The sequence below is a fragment of the Actinopolyspora mortivallis genome (genome assembly GCF_003001495.1).
Taxonomy (GTDB): domain Bacteria; phylum Actinomycetota; class Actinomycetes; order Mycobacteriales; family Pseudonocardiaceae; genus Actinopolyspora; species Actinopolyspora mortivallis_A.
The window spans coordinates 1-16,890 of sequence record NZ_PVSR01000053.1; the positions used below are offsets into that span (position 1 = coordinate 1).

The 16,890-nt window shown below is 70.5% G+C and carries 13 protein-coding genes; 6 read left to right on the top strand and 7 right to left on the bottom strand.

Translation table 11 applies throughout. The features are described 5' to 3' along the window. The 3 genes from CEP50_RS18480 to CEP50_RS18490 all read right to left on the bottom strand — a co-directional run. Window positions 1-718: cobalamin-dependent protein (locus tag CEP50_RS18480; RefSeq protein ID WP_181188449.1), on the bottom strand; the 718-nt coding region annotated here is incomplete at its 3' end. A gap of 657 nt (window positions 719-1,375) precedes the next feature. Further along, window positions 1,376-2,551 carry a glycosyltransferase gene (locus CEP50_RS18485; protein ID WP_258175407.1) on the bottom strand — a complete coding sequence of 392 codons (1,176 nt, stop codon included), beginning with the start codon at window positions 2,549-2,551 and terminating at the stop codon, window positions 1,376-1,378. A 191-nt stretch (window positions 2,552-2,742) separates the two neighbouring features. Next, window positions 2,743-4,131 (bottom strand): glycoside hydrolase family 18 protein, encoded by a 1,389-nt coding sequence (locus CEP50_RS18490; protein WP_106115201.1) that lies wholly within the window; start codon window positions 4,129-4,131, stop codon window positions 2,743-2,745. A 242-nt stretch (window positions 4,132-4,373) separates the two neighbouring features. Between CEP50_RS18490 and CEP50_RS18495 the strand changes: the two genes are divergently transcribed. Next, entirely contained in the window at window positions 4,374-5,132 is a 759-nt protein-coding gene (locus tag CEP50_RS18495) for a YqeB family protein (RefSeq protein ID WP_146134856.1), read from the top strand. Here CEP50_RS18495 and upp read toward each other — a convergent pair. Together upp and rsmI are read right to left on the bottom strand one after the other, a co-directional pair. Next, window positions 5,129-5,752 carry a uracil phosphoribosyltransferase gene (upp, locus tag CEP50_RS18500; RefSeq protein WP_106115203.1) on the bottom strand — a complete coding sequence of 208 codons (624 nt, stop codon included), beginning with the start codon at window positions 5,750-5,752 and terminating at the stop codon, window positions 5,129-5,131. The genes CEP50_RS18495 and upp overlap by 4 nt on opposite strands. A gap of 24 nt (window positions 5,753-5,776) precedes the next feature. Next, window positions 5,777-6,637, bottom strand: coding sequence for a 16S rRNA (cytidine(1402)-2'-O)-methyltransferase (gene rsmI / locus CEP50_RS18505; protein ID WP_181188450.1), 861 nt, complete (start codon window positions 6,635-6,637; stop codon window positions 5,777-5,779). Between the two features lie 11 nt (window positions 6,638-6,648). On the opposite strand from rsmI, the gene CEP50_RS18510 reads away from it, so the two are divergent. Then, entirely contained in the window at window positions 6,649-8,226 is a 1,578-nt protein-coding gene (locus CEP50_RS18510) for a dolichyl-phosphate-mannose--protein mannosyltransferase (protein ID WP_106115204.1), read from the top strand. A 93-nt stretch (window positions 8,227-8,319) separates the two neighbouring features. Here CEP50_RS18510 and lat read toward each other — a convergent pair whose 3' ends face one another. Next, window positions 8,320-9,672: an L-lysine 6-transaminase gene (gene lat, locus CEP50_RS18515; RefSeq protein WP_258175408.1), complete on the bottom strand. Its 1,353-nt coding sequence runs from the start codon at window positions 9,670-9,672 to the stop codon at window positions 8,320-8,322. A gap of 209 nt (window positions 9,673-9,881) precedes the next feature. Between lat and CEP50_RS18520 the strand changes: the two genes are divergently transcribed. After that, window positions 9,882-11,978, top strand: coding sequence for a neutral/alkaline ceramidase (locus CEP50_RS18520; RefSeq protein ID WP_106115206.1), 2,097 nt, complete (start codon window positions 9,882-9,884; stop codon window positions 11,976-11,978). 83 nt (window positions 11,979-12,061) lie between these two features. After that, the gene (locus CEP50_RS18525) at window positions 12,062-13,774 is read left to right on the top strand and encodes an SDR family oxidoreductase (protein WP_106115207.1); all 1,713 of its coding nucleotides are present in this window, start codon (window positions 12,062-12,064) and stop codon (window positions 13,772-13,774) included. Between the two features lie 7 nt (window positions 13,775-13,781). Here CEP50_RS18525 and dgoD read toward each other — a convergent pair whose 3' ends face one another. Further along, a complete protein-coding gene (dgoD, locus tag CEP50_RS18530; RefSeq protein WP_106115208.1) occupies window positions 13,782-14,927 on the bottom strand; it encodes a galactonate dehydratase in 1,146 nt (381 codons plus the stop codon). A gap of 271 nt (window positions 14,928-15,198) precedes the next feature. On the opposite strand from dgoD, the gene CEP50_RS18535 reads away from it, so the two are divergent. Next, complete coding sequence (locus CEP50_RS18535; RefSeq protein WP_106115209.1) at window positions 15,199-15,921, top strand: FadR/GntR family transcriptional regulator; 723 nt, start codon at window positions 15,199-15,201, stop codon at window positions 15,919-15,921. Beyond that, complete coding sequence (locus tag CEP50_RS18540) at window positions 15,918-16,823, top strand: SMP-30/gluconolactonase/LRE family protein (RefSeq protein ID WP_181188451.1); 906 nt, start codon at window positions 15,918-15,920, stop codon at window positions 16,821-16,823. Before CEP50_RS18535 ends, CEP50_RS18540 begins: the two co-directional genes overlap by 4 nt. Window positions 16,824-16,890 lie beyond the last annotated feature (67 nt).

A 16,890-nucleotide genomic window follows, 5' to 3' on the forward strand; every position in this document is an offset into this window, starting at 1 on the left:
TCCGGGAGGGGTCCAGCGGGGTGGCGGTCATGGGGTTGACGACCGACTGTCCCGACCGGTCACGCCAGCACAGCCCCGGCACTCCGGAGAGCTCCTCCGACCGGTCCATCCGTTCGAGCAGGCCGGGGAAGGCGACCTCCCCCTCCCCACGGACCACGTAGTCGACACACCGGAAGTTGCGGTGCCAGGCAGCGCCCTGCGCCCCGTCGCAGTTCGCCCCGCCCAGCACGACCCGCACGTCGGGGCGCAGTCTGCGCAGTTCCGCGGCGAGGGCCAGCGAGGCGGTGTTCTGCTGGAACGTGGTGGTGAACCCGACGATCCGACCACACGTGCGGGCCAGCTCGGCGGCGTACTCCCCGATCCACTCGGCCGCGCCGGGTTGGAGACGTTCGCACAGCTCCAGCCGTTCGGCGGGCAGTTCCGGCGCACGACGTCGCCGGAACTCGGCCACGCGCCAGCTCGTGTGCCCGTACAACGCGGCGGAGAAGACCCAGTCCCCACAGCCCTGGAAGTAGGACTCCAGGGAGAAGAAGTCGTAGTCGTGCACCCCCAGCCCCATGCGTTCGTGCAGCCAGTCGAAGAAGTCCAGGTTCGCGTTCAGCACCCGTACGGAGTACGGACCGTCCGGGGTGGACTCCACAGCGGACTTGAGGATCCCGCAGGCCAGCGAAGGATAATCCAGGGAGGCCCACGGCATGTTGACCAGCGTGATTTCCACCGTCGTCTCCCGGTTCGAAGAGGTGGGCGGATGGGGCGGGCTCCCGCCCCATCCGCGCGGACTCATGCCAGCGAGATCCGCACGCCGACGGGTCCGTTCCCTCCGGAACCGTCCGGATTGTTGTGCACGGTCTTCGTCTCCACGGAAATCCACCTCCCTCCGGGACGCGCGTACGGGGAAACGGTGAGAACCGAAAAACCCCCGGGCCGAAGCGATTCGACCGAAACGATCCTGCTCGTTCCCTGCCGGAACGAGGTTCAGCACCGGACACTAACCAAGGCGACCGGGATTCGTTCTGATCCGTTAGCAGGAAATTTCCGGGGACACCACTGCCCCGTTCGCGCCATCTCCGTTACCGGACGTCGACGGATGCGGCGCGAGCGTCACGGCCCGTCGTTCTCCCCAACCGTCCGGTGAGGACCGCACGGGGTTCTGTGGACCCGGATGCGCACACCGGACAAGGGCGGAGACGGAGAACACTGGAAACACGGAAAGTAACGAAAAGAAAGCATACAGTGCCCAGAGTGGGACGTGTTTCCCACGGAGTTCCGTGTTCCGAGAACGCGATCTCGACGTGGTTCGCGACGTCGCCTCGTCCCCGGTGACCCGGACCGGGGCGTGCGCCGCGGGAAACCGACTGCCGAGTTCCCGCGGCTTTCAGAACCGGGCCGCTCGGCCCTTCCAGCTCGTCGCGCCCCGTGCCACCTCCACGGCACCGTGCAGCAGCACACCGCCGAACACGGCGTTGGTGAACGGGGCGAGCGGAGCCAGCACCGGGTTGGCGTGCATCACCCGCGCCGTACGCAGGTGGGCGAGGCTCTGAGCGCCCCAACCGATCGCCCCCAGCGCGATCCGAGCGGGGTCCGCACCCCGCAGTCCCGACACCAGCACCGCGGGGGAGGCCAGACAGAGGGCGATCTGTCCGAGACCGGCCCCGAGCAGCAGGGGCAACGAGCCGTGGGTGCCCGCGACGAAGCTCTTGCGGAAGGAGTCCCATCCCTGTCGGAAGGGGTCCATCCCGCTGGTGGTCACGTACGAGAGCCCCTCGACGACCCTGGTGATCCCACCGTGGTCGCGCACGGCCGTGGCGATGGCGATGTCCTCGTTGCGCCTTCCGGACAGCGCCTCCCATCCGCCGATCTTCTCGTAGTGCGAGCGGCGCATCAGGATGCAGTGTCCGATGGCGAAGGCCTTGCCTCCCCGCCCCATGGGGTCGGCGTTCTCCCCGATCATCTGCAGTCCCGCCGGCATCAGCACCGGCCAGCTCGCCGAGCTGTTCTCGGGCGGTCCTCCGGGTGTGGACACCAGGTCGGCCTCGGCCTGCTCAGCGGTGCCGAGCAGCCTGCCCAGCAGCTCCGGGGCGAGCACGGTGTCGGCGTCGACGAACAGCAGCCACTCGCCCGCCTCGGGCTCTCCGGCCGCCTCCACCCCGATGTGCATCGCGTGGACCTTGCCGCTCCACCCGGCCGGTGGGCCGTCGCTGCGTACCACCCGCACCCGCGGGTCCTCGGCGGCGTGCCGTTCGGCTATCTCGCCGGTGCGGTCGGTGGATCCGTCGTCGACGACCACCACCCGCAGGGCGGGGGAACCGTTGCCCTGCACGGAGCCGTAGGTCTGCCCCCGGATGCCCCGCAGGCAGTCGTCCAGTACCGCTTCCTCGTTGCGGGCGGGTACCACCACTGTGACGGTCGGGGGGAGCACGGTCTCCGACGGCTCCTGCCCCAACGGCAGGATGGAACGCGCCTTCCGCAGAGTGCGCACACTGCGGTAGACGGTCCCTCCGACTATCGCGGCGAGGGCGGTCGTGCGGAGGATGTTGTGTCGTGATAGCACACGCACAGCTTGACATGAGCCAGGCGAAACGGACGCCACCGGCAACGCGAAGCCCGGGTCAACAACATCCCTACACCGAGTGAGTTCCGTCCGACACGCGCTGTCGACAGGGGAAGGCCCCCGGCGCGGAGGGACGGTGCGCCGGGGGCTCGACGCGGATCCCGCCACGGCGGGAGTCCGCGCGTGCGGTGTCAGTTCAGGTTGCGGTCTATGGCGGTCATGAGCTCACCGTCCGGGGTGTCCCCGTCCAGCGACCAGATCATGGCTCCGCCGAGACCGTGGTCGTTGACGTAGTCCATCTTGCGCGCGATCTCGACCGGGTCGTCGAAGGTCCAGAAGGTGTTGCCGTCGAACAGCCAGGCGAACCCGGCCTGTTCGTCCCGGTGCAGGGTGTAGCGGTCCAGCTGCTGCTTGAGGGCCTTGTAGTCCTCGTAGCCGTCCTCGTAGGTGGCCGGGGCCGGGCCAGTCGAGGGCTGGAAGAGGCCGTTGTTGCGGTCCGGGACACCGGTCCAGCCGCGTCCGTAGAAGGGCACGCCGAGGACCAGTTCGTCGGCCGGGGCACCTCGCGCCAGGTAGGTGTCCATGGTCTGGTCGATGCTGAACCTCTCCGGTGAGGGATCACCCTGCGGGCTGTACAGCGCGGACTGGTGGTTGGTGGTCTCCTCGTAGGCGCCGTGCAGGTCGTAGCCCTGCACGGTGGCGAAGGTCAGCGAGTCGAAGATCTTGTTCACCTCGAAGCCCGCGTCGATCTTCTCGGGGGAGGCGGGCAGGAAGGCCGTCAGGTCGTACTCGCGTCCGGTCTCGACCTCCAGCTCGTCGAGCTGTCCGCGCCACTCCCGCAGCAGCGCGGTGTAGTTCTCCTTGTCGGCGGGGTCCACGACGTTTCCGGGACCGCCCTCGGAGGCGGGCCACTCCCAGTCGATGTCGACCCCGTCGAAGATGCCCTCGGCGACGCCCTCCCCGCCCTGGGGAGCTCCTCCGATCTTGGGCAGGTTGCCGCGCAGCCACATGTCGATGCAGGACTCCACGTGCTGGGCACGGGACTGCGGGGTGGCCGCTGCGGTGTGGAAGTCGTCGGACCACGACCAACCTCCGAGGGAGATGTAGACCTTGAGGTGCGGGTACATCTCCTTGAGCTCTTTGAGCTGGTTGAGGTTGCCCGCCAGGGGCTGGTCCCAGGTGTCGCCGACCCCGTCGACGGAGTTCGCCGCGGAGAACCGCTTCTGGTAGTCGGCCCACGCGTCGGCCTCGCCCGCCTGGTTTCCGGTGAAGCACTGCCCGGATGAGTCCAGGTTGCCGAACGCGTAGTTGATGTGGGTCAGTTTCTCCGCCGTTCCGGAGGTGACCAGGTCCTTGACGTAGAACTGGCGGTCGTAGATCGACCACTGGGTGAAGTAGCCGACCTTGCGGCCGCCGTCCTCCGCGACGTTCTCCGCCACGGAGTCCTCCGCCGCAGGAACGCCTCGCGCGGGTTCGGCGCCGTCCGTGGCGGTGGCCGGGGCCGCCAGCAGACCGGTGAACAGCGCCGTTCCGGCGGCCAGGGCCGGTAATCGCCATGTGGAGCGTGGTTTCACAGCCATCGGGCACTCCCGTTCGGTCGTTGCGGGACGCCCCACAGCGTGTGGTCTAGACCATATTCGGTCAAGGTATGAACCACTTTCTCACCCGTTCGGCGGCATCACGAGGGAGCGTGTCGTCCCGATTCCTCGGGGAAAGACCGAAAACGCCCCCCACACCGCCGGACGATGCCTACCCTGGACGGCAGCCGAGCAACCGGCATGCCGAGACGAGCGCACCCGATCGTGAGAAGACGAGGAACACCGTGTCATCCCTCCCACCCCGGCCGGACACCGTGTCCTTCGCCGGTCCCTCCCGGACCGAACGGATACTGGCCTGGAGCTGCTTCCCCCTGGTCGGCGCGGCCGTGCTGTGGGGAGCCGAGACTCTCGCCGGCCCGATCACCGAACTCGCCTGGTTCCCGTTCCAGGGAGTGTTCGAACTGGTCACCTCGCTGCCGGAACCACAGGTCACACTGGGCGTCCTCGCCGTGGGCGCCCTGGCGGGAGCCGTGGTGGCCCACCTGTTCCTGCGCGACCAGGTGAAAGCCCTCGTCTCCGACGAGGAGGTCACGATCCTGCACGGTGAGCGGAGCCGGACGTTCCACCGCGGCCGGATCGAGACGGCCTTCGTGGACAGAAAACAGCTCGTGCTGCTCGGCACGGACGACAGGGAACTGGTGCGCGTCGGCGACGAGGTGGACCGACGACGCTTCCGGGCGGCCTTCCGCGCCCACGGTTACGGGTGGTGCGAGGAGGGCGACCCCCACGAGGACGAGTACCGCCGCTGGGTGGAAGGACTTCCCGACCTGCCCGCAGGCGCCGACGCGCTGCTGCGGGCCCGCGCGCGGGCCCTGGAGAAGGACGACCGACAGGACGCCGAACAACTCCGCGAGCAACTGGGCGAACTCGGGGTGGTCGTCCGTGAGGGAAAACGGAAACGCCAGTACTGGCGTCCGGTCCGGCCCCGGAACACCACCGAACGGGAACACACCCCCGAGACCGGGGACGGTGCCGAGGGCTAACGCGGCCCGTACTCCCGGTCCCCCGCGTCACCGAGTCCGGGGACGATGAACCCGGACTCGTTGAGCCTGTCGTCCACACTGGCCGTCACCAACCGCACCGGCAGCCCGGACTCGGACAACCGGTCGATGCCCTCCGGCGCCGCCAGGGTGCATATCGCGGTGATGTCGGTGGCTCCCCGCTGGTGCAGCAGATTGATCGTGTACACCATCGACCCCCCGGTGGCCAGCATCGGATCGAGCACCATCACCGGGCAGCCGGACAGGTCGTCGGGCAGGGACTCCAGGTAGGGGGTCGGCCGCAGGGTCCGCTCGTCCCGGGAGAGACCGATGAACCCCATCCGGGCCTCCGGGATCAGCCGGTGCGCCTGGTCGGCCATCCCCAAGCCGGCCCGCAGCACCGGAACCAGCAGCGGCGGGTTGGCCAGACGGTACCCCGTGGTGCGCGCGACAGGAGTGTGGATGACCTCCTCGGCCACCTCGCCGTCCCGGATGGCCTCGTAGAGCAGCATCAACGTGAGCTCCTGCAACGCCGCGCGGAAGGTCGCGTTGTCGGTCCGCGCGTCCCGCATCGTCGACAGGCGGGCTTTGGCCAGGGGATGATCGATGACCCGGACGTCCATGGTCGCCCACGATATCGCCTGGTCTCAGCCGCGCGCGGTCAGCACCGCCTCGTAGAGCTCCTTCTTGCGCACCCCGGTCAGCTCGGCGACCTCGGCGACCGCGTCCTTGAGCCGCACCCCGGAGGCGGCACGCCGTTCCACCTGCTCGACCAGCTCGGCCGGGTCGGTCGGTCCCGCCCGCTCCGCGCCGGCCAGCACCACGGTGATCTCCCCCCGCACCCCCGAGGAGGCCCACTCGGCGAGCTCGGCCAGGCTCCCGCGACGAACCTGCTCGTAGGTCTTGGTCAACTCGCGGCAGACCGCGGCGTCCCGTTCCGCGCCGAGCACCTCGACCGCGTCGTTCAGGGTGGCCACCAACCGGTGCGGGGCCTCGAAGAACACGCACGTCCGCCGCTCGGTGACCAACTCGGCCAGCCAACGACGGCGCGGCCCCTGCTTGCGGGGCGGGAACCCCTCGAAGCAGAACCGGTCCGAGGGCAGCCCGGACAGAGCCAGTGCCGTGGTGACCGCGCTCGGCCCCGGCAGGCAGGTCACGTGCAGCCCTTCGGCCGCGCAGGCCGCGACCAGCCGGTACCCGGGGTCGGAGACGCTGGGCATTCCCGCGTCGGTGACCAACAGCACCGTGTCCCCACCACGCAGGGCCTCCAGCAGGGCGGGTTCGCGGGCCGCCTCCACCGCGTCGTAGTAACTGAGCACCCTGCCCCGTGGGACGACCTCCAGGGCCGTGGCCAGCGCGCGGATCCGCCTGGTGTCCTCGGCGGCCACCACCTCCGCCGTGGCCAGGGCCTCGGCCAGTCGTGGCGAGGCGTCCCGGGCGTCCCCCAGGGGAGTGGCCGCGAGCAGCAGCGTCCCCGATCCGGATTCGTCAGTCACAGCGACCACCATACGATTTGGGTGTGAACGTCCTCGTGCCGAGCTCCGGTGGCAACTCCGTCCGCGCCGAAGTGGTCCGCGACGGACAGGTTCCGCCGGTGCGGTACCCGGGAGAGCACAACCGGATCCGGGCACTGTGGCCGCGCGAGCCGACGGACCGCCTGCGGGGGTGGATCGTCACCCTGGTGCTCACCCTGCTGGCGGGGGTGGTGCGTTTCTGGCGTCTCGGCCACGCCACCGACGAGGGCACCCCGATCTTCGACGAGAAGCACTACGTCCCCCAGGCGTGGCAGATGCTGCGCAACGGGGGGTTCGAGGACAACCCCGGCTACGAGCTGGTGGCCCATCCCCCGGTGGGCAAACAGCTCATCGCCGTCGGTGAGTGGTTGTTCGGCTACACCCCCTGGGGATGGCGGGTGAGCGCCGCGCTGGCGGGCACCCTGATGGTGCTGCTGATCATCAGGATCACCCGTCGGATGACCCGCTCGACCCTGCTGGGCGCCCTGGCCGGGATCCTGCTGATCTGCGACGGGCTCAGCCACGTGCAGTCCCGCGTGGGGATGCTCGACGTCTTCCACGCCCTGTTCGTGCTGGCCGCGTTCGGCTGCCTGCTGGTCGACCGCGACCGGGTTCGCGCCAGGATGGCCCTGGTGGTCACCGAGCACCGGGTGGACGACTCGGTGTTCGGTCCCCGCCTCGGCTTCCGCTGGTGGCGCTTCGGCGCCGGGGTGCTGCTGGGGCTGGCCTGCGGGGTGAAGTGGAGCGGTATCTACTACGTGGCGGCGTTCGCGCTGCTGAGCCTGGTGTGGGACGCCCTGGCACGCAGCACCGCCGGAGTGCGCAGGCCGTGGCTCGGCGCGCTGCTGCGGGACGCCGTGCCCGCCTTCGGTTCCCTGGTGGTGCTGGCGCTGGGAGTCTACTTCTCCACCTGGGCCGGATGGTACGCCAGCGAGACCGCCACCGACCGGCACGCGGCCTCCGTGGCCGAGGACGTGGGGTTCGGTTTCCTGCCGGACATGCTCCGTTCGTTGCTGTACTACCACCTCAACGTGCTGGACTTCCACGTCCACCTGGTCACCGGCGACGACCCCCACCCGTGGGAGTCCAAGCCCTGGGCCTGGCCGATGGGCATGCGTCCGATGCTGTACTACTACGAGTCCGGCCTGCCGGGGTGCGGTCAGGGTGACTGCGTCCAGGCCGCCATGCTGCTCGGCACCCCGGCGCTGTGGTGGTTGGCCCTGCCGGTGGCCGGGTGGGCCGTGTGGCGGGCCGTCGCCGGCACGGACTGGCGCTACGCCGCGGTGCTGGTCGGCTACTGCGCGGGGTACCTGCCGTGGTTCACCAACCTGGACCGGCAGATGTACTACTTCTACGCCACCCCGCTCGCCCCGTTCCTCGTGCTGGGGATCGTGCTGGTCCTGGGGGAGGTGCTCGGCCCGGCCGGTGCCTCCGTCGAACGGCGGAGGACGGGGATGCTGGCCGTGGCGCTCTACGTCGGACTGGTGGTGGCCAACTTCGTGTGGTTGTGGCCGATCCTGAACGGATTCCCCATCACCGAGGCACGCTGGCAGGCCGAACTCTGGCTGCCCTCGTGGCGCTGAGTCGGCGACCACGCGGCGGGCGTCGCCACCGTCCCGCCCGGCCACGGCCCGTGAGGGACCGTGCCGGGCGAGCGCCGACCACGGCCCCGGGCGTCAGTCCAACTCGGAGAGCGTCTTGCGCAGCGCCACCACGGCGTCGGTGAGCTCCTCGGGCCGCACCGAGAGTGCCGGGCGCCAGCGCAGCGAACGCGGGCCGCAGGGCAGGAAGATCGTCCGGTGCCTCCGGCGGACCAGGTCCACGACCCGGTCCCGGGTGTTCGCGTCCGGGAAGTCCACGGCGGCCATCAGACCGCGTCCCCGGGCAGCGCTCACCAAGCCGGGGAACTCGGCGGCCAGCCCCCGCAGTTCGGAGAGCAGCAGCTCGCCCATCCGGGAGGCGTGCTCCAGCAGGCGCTCCTCCTCGACCACCTCCAGGATCCTGGTGGCCCGCACCATGTCCACCAGCGAACCGCCCCAGGTGGAGCTGATCCTGCTGGGTTCCCGGAAGGCGTTGTCCGGGATCTCGTCGACCCTCCTGCCGCCCAGCACTCCGCAGACCTGGAGTCGTTTGCCGAAGGCGACCAGGTCCGGTTCCAGCCCGAGCGCCTGGTGCGCCCACGGGTACCCGGTCAGCCCACCACCGCTCTGGACCTCGTCGGCGATGGTCAGCACCCCCTGTTCCCGGCACATGCGCTGCATCTCACGCAGGAAGGCCGGGCGCAGGTGCCGGTCTCCGCCCTCCCCCTGGACGGGCTCGTAGACGAAGCAGGCCACCTCGTCGCCGTACCGGGTGAAGGCGGCTTCCGCCGCATCCAGGGCGTGGCGCTCGGACGGCAGCAGTTCGGCGCGTTCCCAGTCCTCGGAGCCGGGATCGACGGCGGGGCTGGGCACGCGGGGCCAGTCGAACTTCGGATAGTCGCGGACCTTGCGGGGGTCGGTGTTGGTCAGCGACATGGTGTAGCCGGTGCGTCCGTGGAAGGCCCACTCCAGGTGCATGGCCCGGCAGCCGCGCACGGCGACGCCACGCCGCGCGTTGTACTTGGTCTTCCAGTCGAAGGCGACCTTGAGCGCGTTCTCCACGGCGGGGCCGCCGCCCTCGATGAGGAACAGCCACGGCAGCGCGGGATCGCCGAACACGCGGCGCAGTGTGTCGACGAAACGGGCCTGTTGCACCGTGGCGAAGTCCGGGTTGGCCGGTTTGGTCCGCGCCGCGCGCACCAGTTCGGCCTCGAACTCGGGAGTGCGCAGCCCGGGGTGACCGTGTCCGAGGGGCGCGGAGCTGAAGTACATCGTCATGTCGAGGTACTCCGTGCCGTCGCGCAGGTCCCGCATCCGGCATCCCGTTCCGGAGTCGAGGTCCACCACCACGTCGAGCAGGTCACCGGTCACCCGGGAACGCAGTTGTTCGACCACGTTCGTTCCGGAGGGGTCGAAGAGTTCGGCGGACACCTGTGGCTGTGCGGTCATGGTCAGCCTCCCGTGGGCCACGACTTCCTCGTCTTCAGGAATTCATACCCCTGAATCCGGATATCAGGCAATATTTTCCTGCATAAAAGACAATAAGAGAAAAATATTCTTATACACCGTCGAGGGACGCCCCATAGTGCGAACAAAATTCACTTTTCCGGGGGAGATCGGTAACGTGGTGCGTCCGAACGACCACGCAGAGGTGCAGCATGGAAAGCACGGACGCTCTCGGACGCCGCCCCCTGCTGAAGGCGGGACTGGCCACACTGCTGGGTACGGCCTCGACACCCTCCGCCTCGGCCGAGAGCCGGGACCCCTACCTGCTGGGACGCGGCATCGCCGACGTGACCGGCCAGGCCGCGGAGAACGGGATGATGGGCTACGCCCGGCTGGGGCAGCGCACCAGCGGGATCCACCAGCGCCAACGGGCGCGGGCCTTCGCCATCGCCGAACGCGACGCCCCGGACCGCCGGGTCGCACTCGTGGTCGTGGACGCGGGGATGATCTTCGGCTGTGTCCGCGAAGCGGTGCTGGCACGACTGTCCGAACGTCTCGGGGACCGCTACACCCAGAGCAACCTGCTGCTGACCGCCACCCACACCCACGCGGGCCCGGGCGGTTTCTCCTGTCACACCCTCTACAACGTCACCACACTGGGCTTCCAGCCGGGCACGTTCGAGTCCCTGGTCGCGGGCATCACCGACTCCGTCGTCCGCGCCGAGGACGACCTCGCGCCGGGGCGGCTGCGCCTGGCCCGCGCCGCCCTCACCGACGCCAGCGTGAACCGCTCCCGGCGAGCCTTCGAACGCAACCCCGTGGCGGACAAACGTCACTTCCCCGGCGCGATCGACCCGACCACGACGCTGCTGTGTCTCGAACGCTCCGGCCGCACCGTGGGCGTGGTCAACTGGTTCGCCACCCACGCCACCAGTCTCAGCCCCGACAACACGCTCATCAGCGGCGACAACAAAGGCTACGCCGCCTACCACTGGGAACGCGAGGTCTCCGGAGTGGACTACCGGGAGCCCTCCCCCGGTTTCGTGGCCGCCTTCGCACAGTCCAACTCCGCCGACATGTCGCCCAACCTGGAGCTGCGCCCCGGCACCGGACCCACCGACGACGAGTTCGCGAACACCAGGATCATCGGACAGCGCCAGTACGCCGCGGCGGCGGAGCTGGTACACGCCGCGCGCCCGGTGCACGGCCGGATCGACCACCGGGCGAGCACGGTGGACATGTCCGCCACGCGCGTGGACGGCTCGTTCACCGGCGACGGCCGTGAGCACACCACCTGCGCGGCCACCCTGGGAGCCTCCTTCGCCGCCGGCGCCGAGGACGGACCCGGCCCCTCGTTCTTCGAGGAGGGCGCGGGCAACAACCCCTTCTTCGGAACGATCAGCCGAGCGCTGTACCGGGCCTCCCCCGAGCTGCGTTCCCGGCAGGCACCGAAAGAAATCCTGTTGCCGGTCGGTCCGATGGGCTGGGTGCCGCACGTACTGCCGATCCAGCTGGTGCGCGTCGGCGAGCTCTACCTGGCCGCGCTTCCCCAGGAGGTCAGCATCGTCGGAGGACTGCGGCTGCGCCGCACCGTGGCACGACGGCTGGGCACCGATCCGGACAACGTGCTCGTCGCGGGCTACGCCAACGACTACGCCGGGTACCTGACCACACCGGAGGAGTACGACCAACAGGACTACGAGGGTGGGCACACCATGTTCGGCCGCTGGTCGCTTCCCGCCTACCAGCAGGAGTTCGCCCGGCTGGCCTCCGACATGGCCGCGGGCGAGCCGAGCGCGCCCGGCCCCTCCCCGGAGGACAACCCCCGAGGAGGGCGGGTCCGGTTGCAGCCCGGAGTGGTGCTCGACGCTCCCCCGGCCGGCCGGAACTTCGGGGACGTGCTGCGGGAACCTCGCCGGCAGTACCGAGCGGGCGAGTCGGTCCGGGTCGCGTTCGTCTCGGCGCACCCGAACAACAACCCCCGTCGGGGAGACAGCTTCCTGCTGGTCCAACGACGCTCCGCCTCGGGATGGCGGACCGTGGCCGACGACGGGGACTGGTCGACCACCTACCGCTGGGAACGCAGCGGGATCGCCTCCTCCACCGCCACGATCACCTGGCGGATCCCCGAGGGAACACCGGGTGGCCTCTACCGGATCGTGCACCGGGGCGACGCCAAACAGGCGTTCGGCGGCACGGTGTCCTTCTCGGGAACCTCCCGCCAGTTCCGGGTCGGCCCGGCCTCCGACCAGTCGCCCGACCCCTTGCGCCGGCAGGACTCGACTGCCAGTATCCGTTACCGCTGGTAACAGTAAAGGTCGCCGGGTGCCCGCGCGTCGTCCCGGACGCCGCCGGCAACGCCCCGGTCCCCCACGCCCCGAGGACGGCGAAGATGAGCACCACCAGACTGGTGACCACCGAGGACGGTCTCCGGCTCACGGTCGAGGAACACGGCGACCCCGCCCGCCCCTGCGTCGTCTGCGTACACGGCTACCCGGACAACCGTTCCCTCTGGAACGGGGTCGTCGCCCGGCTGTCCGAGCGGTACCACGTGGTCACCTACGACGTGCGCGGCGCGGGAAGCTCCGACACCCCCACCGACCGCGAGGGCTACCGCCTCCACCACCTCACCGACGACCTGGTGCGGGTGGTCGACGCGGTCAGCCCCGGAAAGGGAGCGCACCTGCTCGCCCACGACTGGGGCTCGATCCAGGCCTGGCACACACTCACCGACCGGGCCGTCGAGGGCAGGATCCACTCGCTGACCAGCATCTCCGGGCCGCACCTGCACCACGTGGCACACTGGACACGCCAGCGACTGCGCCTTCCCACCCCGCGCCGACTGTCCGAGCTGCTCCGACAACTGAGCCGCTCCGGCTACATCGGGTTCTTCCGCCTCCCCCGCCTGCCGGAACTGACCTGGCGCAGCGGTCTGCTGCCGGTGCTGATGGGACGGCTGGACGCCAGCGCCCGCAACCGCCGTCCCCGTGTCTCCGACGCGGTGTCCGGGCTCGAGCTCTACCGCGCGAACATGTCCCCCGGAGGAGACCAGGCCCACGTCCGCACCACCGTCCCGGTCCAGGTTCTGGCCCCCACCCGCGACGCCTTCGTCACCCCGGCGTTGCAGGACGAACTTCCCGCCGGCGTCCCCGGACCACGGGTGCGCCGCGTGACGGGCGGACACTGGCTGCCCGCCCGGCGTCCCGAACTCGTCGCCCGGCGCACCGCCGAGTTCGTCGACGGCCTGGAGGACACCCCCCGGCACGTGCCGGACCCGCACGAGAAGGGCCGGTTCGCCGGCGTGCTGGTGGTGGTCACCGGCGCGGGCAGCGGAATCGGTCGGGCCACGGCACTGGCCTTCGCCGCCCACGGGGCGCGGGTGGTCGCCGCCGACGTGGACGGCTCGGCGGCCTCCGACACCGCCCGCCGAGCCCCCACTGCGGGGCTGGTCACCGCGTACACGGTGGACGTCTCCGACGGGGAGGCGATGCACCGTTTCGCCGAGGACGTCCAGCGGGACCACGGAACCCCCGACGTGGTGGTGAACAACGCCGGGGTCGGACTGACGGGCCCGTTGCTGGACACCGACGAGGCCGACCTGCGACGCGTGTTCGACACCAACCTGTGGGGAGTCGTGCACGGCTGCCGCGCCTTCGCCCCCCGGATGATCGAACGCGGCGAGGCGGGACGGATCGTCAACATCTCCTCGGCCGCCGCCCACGTCCCCCTGCCGGGACTCACCGCCTACTCCGCCGGCAAGGCCGCCGTGTCGGCCCTGTCCGAACGGCTCAACGGGGAACTGGCCGAACACGACATCGCGGTGAGCGCGGTGCTGCCCGGGATCGTGAACACCGCGATCCCCACCTCCACCCGTTTCGTCGGCGGAACCCCCGCCGAGCAACGCAGGCGCAGACGCAGGGCCACCGGGCTGTACCGGCTGCGTGGCCTCCACCCGGACAGGGTGGCCGCGGCCGTGCTGCGGGTCGTCGAACACCCCACCCCGGTGACCGCCGTGGGCTTCGAGGCGAAGGCCGGGCTGCTGCTGTCCCGACTGGCTCCCGGACCGCTGCGGAGGCTGGCCGCCACGGGGCCCCGCGTCCGGTGAGGACGGTTCACCACTCCACGAACGCCCCGTCCTCGTCACGCCAGACCGGCGGGCGCCAGCGGTGTCCCCGCTCGGCCGCCCGGCGGACGGCGGCCTCGTCGACCTCGATTCCCAGACCGGGCCCCTGCGGGGCACGTGCCCGTCCCCGCTCGAAACGGAACGGCGTGGGGTCGACGAGGTAGTCCAGCAGATCGGAATCCACGTTGTAGTGGATCCCACCGCTCTGCTCCTGGATGAGGAAGTTCGGGGTGCAGAAGGCGATCTGCAGACTGGCGGCCAGCGCGATCGGGCCGAGCGGGCAGTGGGGGGCCACGGTCACGTCGTGGGCCTCGGCCAGGGCCGCGATCCGCCGCACCTCGGAGATCCCGCCCGCGTGGGAGAGGTCGGGCTGGGCCACCGCGATCCCGGACCCCAGCACCTCCCGGAAGTCCCACCGGGAGAACAGCCGCTCCCCCAGCGCTACGGGTACGGAGGTGGCGGCCGCGACCTCCCCCGCCCTGACGGTGTGCTCCGGCAACACCGGCTCCTCGGCGAACAGGGGAAGCAGCGGTTCCAGCTTGGGAAGCACCCTGCGGGCCATCGCGGTGGAGAACCGTCCGTGGAAGTCCACCGCCACGTCCCGCTGCCACCCGATCGCCTCCCGCACGGCCGCAACCCGGTCCACCACGGCCTCCACCTCGGCGGGAGTGTCGATGTGGCGCAGCCTGCCGCTGCCGTTCATCTTCACGGCGGTGAACCCGGCCTCGACCTGCTCGGCCGCAGCCTCGGCCACCTCGGAGGGCTCGTCGCCACCGATCCACTGGTAGACCCGCACCCGTTCCCGAACCGGGCCTCCCAACAGCCGGTACACGGGAACCCCGTAGCTCTTGCCCGCGATGTCCCACAGCGCCTGGTCGATCCCGGCCACCGCGCTGGACAGCACCGGCCCACCCCGGTAGAAACCCGCCTTGGTCATCACCTGCCAGTGGTCCTCCACGGCGAGCGGGTCCCTGCCGAGGAGCAGTTCGGACAGTTCCTCCACGGCGGCGGCCACGGTGTGCGCCCGACCCTCGACCACGGGTTCTCCCCAACCGACGATTCCCTCGTCGGTGGCGACCCGGACGAACAGCCACCGTGGTGGGACCGGAAAGGTCTCCAGGGCCGTGACTCGCATGCTCGTTCCCTCCGTCCTGTCGGGGCGGCCCGCCCGGTCGCCGCGTGTCACCCCTGCCACGAGGGTGGGATTCTGTCTGACACGTTCGTCGCCGTCAACGCGCCGGACGGAGCAACCGGCACGGCTTTCAGGAGGGAAAACGAGAGCCTTCTCCGACACTTCCTCTCCTGCCACCGGGACGGTTCCCGTCTTGGACGGGTCGAACATATCTGATACGTTGGCCCTCCGTTCGGCGGAAGCGCCGGAGCACGAGGAGCGGGCGAGGACACGAATGACCCACCCCGAGGCGGCCACCGGGAACCGGGACGCCGCGGCCGAACTCGAAGAGATGATCTTCGAGCAGTTCGAGGTCGGTGCGCTGCTTCCCTCCGAGTCCGAACTCGCGGCGCGTCTGGAGGTCAGCAGGCTCACGGTCCGCGAGGCGATCCGAGCGCTGCGGGCACGGGGGCTGGTGGAGATCCGCAAGGGACGCCGCCCCCGGGTGACCACGCCGGACGGGGAGCAGATCGGCGACGTGTTCAACGCCCTGCTGCGTTTCCGCCCGGGTTCGGTCTTCGAGCTGCTGGAGGTCCGCCGCGGCCTCGAAGTGCAGACCAGCACCCTGGCCGCCAGCAACGCGGGCACGGCGGACATCGCCGCGTTGGAGCAGGCCACGGAGGCGATGCGCCGGGCCGAGGAGCACGCCGAGTACCACGAGGCGGACCTGCGCTTCCACCAGCTGCTCGCCCGCGCGTCCGGAAACCGGATGCTGACCGTGCTCATCGACGCGTTGGCGGGCAGCCTGCGCGACAGCATGGCCGTGAGCTACCTCGGACACCACCGTCGGGGCGGCTCCCACCAACGGGCCGCCGAGCAACACCGCGAGATACTCGACCGGGTGCGGGACGGCGACCCGGAGGGGGCGGCCGCCGCCATGCGCGGACACCTGCGCAGCACCGAACGCGACCTGCGCGCCACGTTCGCGGCCCGGTCCGTGACGGAGGAGGACGAATGACCGCCGAGTCCGCAGTGCCACAACTGGAGGCGGAGCAGGCGACCGAGGTCTGCACCGACCACGGGGAAGGACCGGTCTGGAACGCCGAGACCGGCCAGCTGCACTGGGTGGACATGCTCGCCGGGGAGCTGCTCACCATGGCCCCGGGCGGCGTCATCGCCCGCACCAAGCTCGGCACGGTCGCCGCTGTCGCCCGCCCGATGGTCGGCGGTGGCCTCGTGCTGGCCCTGGAACGCGGGTTCGCGCTGCTGCGACCGGGCAGACAGACCCCCGAGTCCCTTCCCCCGCTGTGGAGTGACCCGTCCGTCCGGATGAACGACGGTGGGTGCGACGCGCTCGGCCGGTTCTACGCGGGCTCGATGGCCTACGACGAGAGCCCCGGGCGGGGGACGCTGTGGCGGTTGGACGGCGCGCTGCGCGCCAGCGCGGTCCTCGACGGAGTGACCATCTCCAACGGGCTCGTCTGGACGCCGGACGGCACCACGGCGTACTACGTGGACACCCCCACCGGGCGTGTGGACCGGTTCGACGTGGACGAACGCGACGGGGAACCACGCAACCGGCGCCCCGCCGTGCACGTTCCCCCCGAGGTGGGCTACCCCGACGGGATGACGCTGGACGCCGAGGGATGCCTGTGGGTGGCTTTGTGGCAGGGCGGCGCCGTGCACCGCTACTCCCCGGACGGGCGGCTGCTCTGCCGGGTGCGGGTCCCCACCCCCCTGGTGACCGCCTGCGCCTTCGGCGGCCCGGATCTGGCGACCCTCTACGTCACCACCTCCCGCCAGGGCAACGACGACCCGGACGACGGGGTGGCCGGGGCGCTGTTCCGCGTCACCCCGGGCGTGCGCGGCGTCCCCACCCACCCCTTCCGTCCCGAGGAGGCCCCGTGGCCCCGGAACTGATCACCTTCGGCGAGACGATGGGGCTGCTGCTGGCCCAACCCGGCCGACCGTTGGAGCAGGCGGAGAG

Bases quoted from the DNA above. Each gene is read 5' to 3' on its own strand.
- CEP50_RS18490 (WP_106115201.1), bottom strand. From the start codon at position 4,131: ATGGCTGTGAAACCACGCTCCACATGGCGATTACCGGCCCTGGCCGCC.
- upp (WP_106115203.1), bottom strand. From the start codon at position 5,752: ATGGACGTCCGGGTCATCGATCATCCCCTGGCCAAAGCCCGCCTGTCG.
- rsmI (WP_181188450.1), bottom strand. From the start codon at position 6,637: ATGGTGGTCGCTGTGACTGACGAATCCGGATCGGGGACGCTGCTGCTC.
- lat (WP_258175408.1), bottom strand. From the start codon at position 9,672: ATGACCGCACAGCCACAGGTGTCCGCCGAACTCTTCGACCCCTCCGGA.
- CEP50_RS18520 (WP_106115206.1), top strand. From the start codon at position 9,882: ATGGAAAGCACGGACGCTCTCGGACGCCGCCCCCTGCTGAAGGCGGGA.
- CEP50_RS18525 (WP_106115207.1), top strand. From the start codon at position 12,062: ATGAGCACCACCAGACTGGTGACCACCGAGGACGGTCTCCGGCTCACG.
- dgoD (WP_106115208.1), bottom strand. From the start codon at position 14,927: ATGCGAGTCACGGCCCTGGAGACCTTTCCGGTCCCACCACGGTGGCTG.
- CEP50_RS18535 (WP_106115209.1), top strand. From the start codon at position 15,199: ATGACCCACCCCGAGGCGGCCACCGGGAACCGGGACGCCGCGGCCGAA.
- CEP50_RS18540 (WP_181188451.1), top strand. From the start codon at position 15,918: ATGACCGCCGAGTCCGCAGTGCCACAACTGGAGGCGGAGCAGGCGACC.